Source organism: Streptomyces nanshensis, from assembly GCF_001751255.1.
GTDB lineage: Bacteria > Actinomycetota > Actinomycetes > Streptomycetales > Streptomycetaceae > Streptomyces > Streptomyces nanshensis_A.
In genome coordinates this window covers 1-4242 of sequence record NZ_LJGW01000051.1, presented here as the reverse complement: position 1 = coordinate 4242, position 4242 = coordinate 1, and the positions used below count along the sequence as shown (strand labels likewise).

The 4242-nt window shown below is 72.6% G+C and carries 3 protein-coding genes; 2 read left to right on the top strand and 1 reads right to left on the bottom strand.

The window, feature by feature from the left end; all coding sequences use genetic code 11:
- Window positions 1-233 (top strand): hypothetical protein (locus AN218_RS36370; protein ID WP_216311711.1); only part of this gene is annotated, 233 nt, incomplete at its 5' end.
- Between the two features lie 53 nt (window positions 234-286).
- A complete protein-coding gene (locus tag AN218_RS02735) occupies window positions 287-1237 on the top strand; it encodes a bifunctional riboflavin kinase/FAD synthetase (protein WP_070014962.1) in 951 nt (316 codons plus the stop codon).
- 73 nt (window positions 1238-1310) lie between these two features.
- Here AN218_RS02735 and AN218_RS34065 read toward each other — a convergent pair whose 3' ends face one another.
- Complete coding sequence (locus AN218_RS34065) at window positions 1311-3785, bottom strand: MinD/ParA family ATP-binding protein (protein ID WP_476755951.1); 2475 nt, start codon at window positions 3783-3785, stop codon at window positions 1311-1313.
- Window positions 3786-4242: the final 457 nt, after the last annotated feature.

Below are 4242 nucleotides of genomic sequence, written 5' to 3'. Positions count from 1 at the left end.
TGCGGACGAGCCTCGCCCGCGCCCTCGGCACGCCCGGCGGCCCCGTACCGGAGGAGCCGCCCGCCGTCTTCCTCGACGGCGAGCGCGATCCGGCCGCGCTGGAAGCGGCGCTGCAGGCGGTGGCGCACGACCGTGGCGCCGGTCACGGTCCCGGCAGCGTCAGCGCGGACACCCGCGGGTGGAACGGCCGGGAGGCGCCGGGACAGGCACGGGTCCCCTGCGTCACCCGCTGAGCAGCATGGCACCCTTGGACCGGCGAACCATCGGCATCGGCGAGGAGCAGGACGTGCAGCGCTGGCGTGGCTTGGAGGACATCCCGGAGGGCTGGGGGCGCAGCGCCGTCACCATCGGCTCGTACGACGGGGTGCACCGCGGGCACCAGCTCATCATCGACAGGACGGTGGCACGGGCGCGCGAACTGGGCGTCCCGGCCGTCGTCGTCACCTTCGACCCCCACCCGAGCGAGGTCGTACGTCCCGGGAGCCACCCCCCGCTGCTCGCCCCGCATCCACGGCGTGCCGAGATCATGGCGGAACTCGGCGTGGACGCCGTGCTGGTGCTGCCCTTCACCGCAGAGTTCTCACAGCTCACACCGGCGGACTTCGTGGCGAAGGTCCTCGTGGACCGGCTGCACGCGTGCAGCGTCGTCGAAGGCCCCAACTTCCGCTTCGGGCACCGGGCGTCGGGCGACGTCGCGCTCCTCGCCGAGCTGGGGGAGACGTACGACTACGAGGTGGTCGTCGTCGACCTGTACGAGCGTGGCGAGGCGGGCGGCGGCGAGCCGTTCTCCTCGTCGCTCGTGCGGCGGCTGATCGCCGAGGGCGACGTCGCGGGCGCGGCCGAAGTGCTGGGCCGTCCGCACCGCGTGGAGGGCGTGGTCGTACGCGGCGCACAGCGCGGACGTCAACTGGGCTACCCCACCGCCAACACCGAGACCGTCCCGCACACGGCCGTCCCCGCCGACGGCGTCTACGCGGGCTGGCTGAACGCCGACGGCGAACGGATGCCCGCGGCCATCTCGGTGGGCACCAACCCGCAGTTCGACGGGACGGAACGCACCGTGGAGGCGTACGCGATCGACCGCGTGGACCTCGACCTGTACGGCAAGCATGTCTCCGTCGACTTCCTCGAATACATCCGCGGGCAGGAGAAGTTCGACACTCTGGACGCCCTGCTGGAGCGGATGGCGGACGACGTGGACCGCTGCCGGACGCTGGTCGCGCGGGCGGAGTCGTGACGAGGGCCGGTACGGGAACGATCCCCGTACCGGCCCTACGCAGGTCACATACCGGTGCGGCGCGCGCCGCGGGTTAGCGCTGCGGCGGCACCTGACCCGGCGGCTGCTGCGGCCAGCCCCCGCCCTGTCCCTGCTGCGGATACGGCTGCTGCCCGGGCTGCGGCGGCTGCTGCTGTTGCGGGAACGGCTGCTGTCCGTACGGCTGTTGGGGCGGCTGGCCCGGCGGCTGCTGCTGTGCCTGCTGTCCGGGCAGGGGCGGTGCCATCTGCGCGGGCGGGTAGTTGCCGTTGCCGGACCACAAGCCCTGTTCCTGCTGCTGGCGGGCGAAGTCCTCGGCGATGAGCGCCGAGAGGTTGAAGTACGCCTCGCGGGTCTTGGGACGCATCATGTCCAGGTCCAACTCGGCGCCCGCGGAGAGGTGTTCGTCGAACGGGATCGTCACCACGGCGCGGCAGCGGGTCTGGAAGTGCGACACGATGTCCTCGACCTTGATCATCTTTCCGGTCTCGCGGACACCGGAGATGACGGTGATGCTGCGCTGCACCAGGTCCCCGTAACCGTGCGCGGAGAGCCAGTCGAGCGTGGTGCTCGCGCTGCTGGCGCCGTCGACGGACGGGGTGGAGATGATGACCAACTGGTCGGCGAGGTCGAGGACTCCGCGCATCGCCGAGTAGAGCAGACCCGTACCGGAGTCGGTGAGGATGATCGGGTACTGCTTGCCGAGGATGTCGATGACCTGGCGGTAGTCGTCGTCGTTGAAGGTCGTCGAGACGGCCGGGTCGACGTCGTTCGCCAGGATCTCCAGACCGGACGCCGCCTGCGAGGTGAAGCGGCGGATGTCCATGTAGCTGTTGAGATACGGGATCGCGGTGACCAGGTCGCGGATCGTCGCGCCGGTCTCACGGCGTACGCGCCGGCCGAGCGTCCCCGCGTCCGGGTTCGCGTCGATCGCGATGACCTTGTCCTGCCGCTCCTGCGCGAGCGTCGAGCCGAGCGCGGTCGTGGTCGTCGTCTTGCCCACGCCGCCCTTGAGGCTGATGACGGCGATGCGGTAGCAGGAGAGCACCGGCGTACGGATGAGGCTCAGCTTCCGCTCCCGCTCGGCCTCCTCCTTCTTGCCGCCGAAGCGGAACTTGCCGCCCAGCGCCGGGTTCTGCGAACGCGGCTTCTTACGGTTGTTGACCAGCCGCTCCGAGGACAGCTCGACGGCCGCGGTGTAGCCCAGCGGATTGCCGCTCTGGGCCTGGCGCCGTGCGTCGTCGGCCGGTGACTGGCCGGGGGCCATCGCACCAGGGTCGCCCGCGTTCGGCGGGGGGCCCTGCGGGTTGGGTCCTGCGGGACCGGCCGGGCCCGGCTGCTGCTGACCGGGCTGGTACGGCTGCTGGGGCGGGGCCGGTTGCTGTTGCTGCTGCTGGCCTGCCTGTGGTTGTTGCTGGGGATAGCCGTAGCCCTGCTGCTGTGCCGCCGGCTGTTGTGCGGGCGGCTGTTGTTGGGGTTGGGGCTGGGCCTGCGGGTTGGGTGCCGCCTGCTGTTGGCCCTGTTGCGCTGGCTGCTGCTGTCCGGGTTGGGGGTATCCGTAGCCCTGGGGCGGCTGTTGGGCCTGTTGCGGGTAGCCGTAACCCTGCGGCTGTTGCTGGGCCGGCTGCTGCTGCGGATATCCGTAGCCCTGCTGGGGCTGTTGGTACGGGGCAGGCTGAGGCTGCCCCTGCTGGGGGTAGCCGTATCCGGGCTGTGCCGGGGGTTGGGGCTGCGCCTGCTGCTGGCCCTGTTGCGGGTAGCCGTATCCCGCGGCTTGCTGCTGGGCCGCCTGTTGCTGGGGATAGCCGTAGCCCTGCTGCTGTTGCGCCGCCGGCTGCTGTGCGGGCGGCAGTTGTTGAGGCTGCGGTTGGGGCTGGGCGGGCTGTGCCTGCTGGGGGTAGCCGTATCCGGGCTGTGCCGGGGGCTGGGGCTGCGCCTGCTGCTGGCCCTGCTGTGCTGGCTGTTGCTGTCCGGGCTGGGGGTATCCGTAGCCCTGGGGCGGCTGTTGGGCCTGCTGCGGGTAGCCGTAGCCCTGCGGTTGCTGCTGCGCGGGCTGTTGCTGCGGATATCCGTAGCCGCCCTGCCGCTGCGGGAGTTGAGCCTGTTCACCGGGGGCGGAGGCGGCGGCTGCATCGGCTGCCGCACCGGTCCCGACGGTCGGGGGCGCGCTGGGCGGGGGCGGGTTACTCGCGACGGGAGGCGTGTCGGTGCCCGGGGTCGCGGGGTGGAAGTCCGGGGGCAGGGGCGGGAGATCGGGGGACTGCGACGTGTCGCCGCCCGCGTCGGGAGTCGTCCACGGGGCGCCCTGCTGCGGGAACTGCGCCGCCATGGGACGGGCCGCTTCCTCCGTCCCGGGAGCCGTTCCGCTTCCGCTGCTGCTGTCGTCCACGGACCGGGGCTCGGGCGCGGGCGAGGGTGCCTTCTCCTCCGGCGCCGCGTCCTGCCGTGCGGGGGCCGAGTCCGTTTGCGTACGTGGGTCGGCGGCGACCACGTCGTCCGCGTCTCCGTCCGGGCGGTCGTCCCCTGCCAAGTCACCGGAATCGCGGGGCTGTTCGGCTTCGTCTCGTGCCCCGGGCGGCTCCTCGGACGGGCGGTCGTCCGCGGTGTCCGCTGTGCTCGCGGTGTCTGCCGCGTCCGAACTGTCCGCGGCGGGCGGCTCCTCGGACGCGGCAGACTGCGAGAGAGACGGGAAAGACGGGAGGGACGCCGAGGAGTCGGCGGACGCGTCGGGTGCCGATGAGGGCTCTCGCTCGTCCCGGTCGCCGGGGCGGTCACCGGTGACCGCCCCGTCCCCGCCGTCCGTACGGTCGCCGTCGTCGTCCGCGCGTCCGGCCGCCGTACCGCCCGCGTCGGCGGACGAGGTCCCGAAGTCGCCGGGCGGAGCGCCGAATCCGCCACCGTGTGTGTCCGCGCCCTGGCGCTCCTCCGGCCGGTGCTCCGGCTGCTGCGGCGGCTCCGGCGGCTCCGGCGGGGTGAACGGGCCGCCG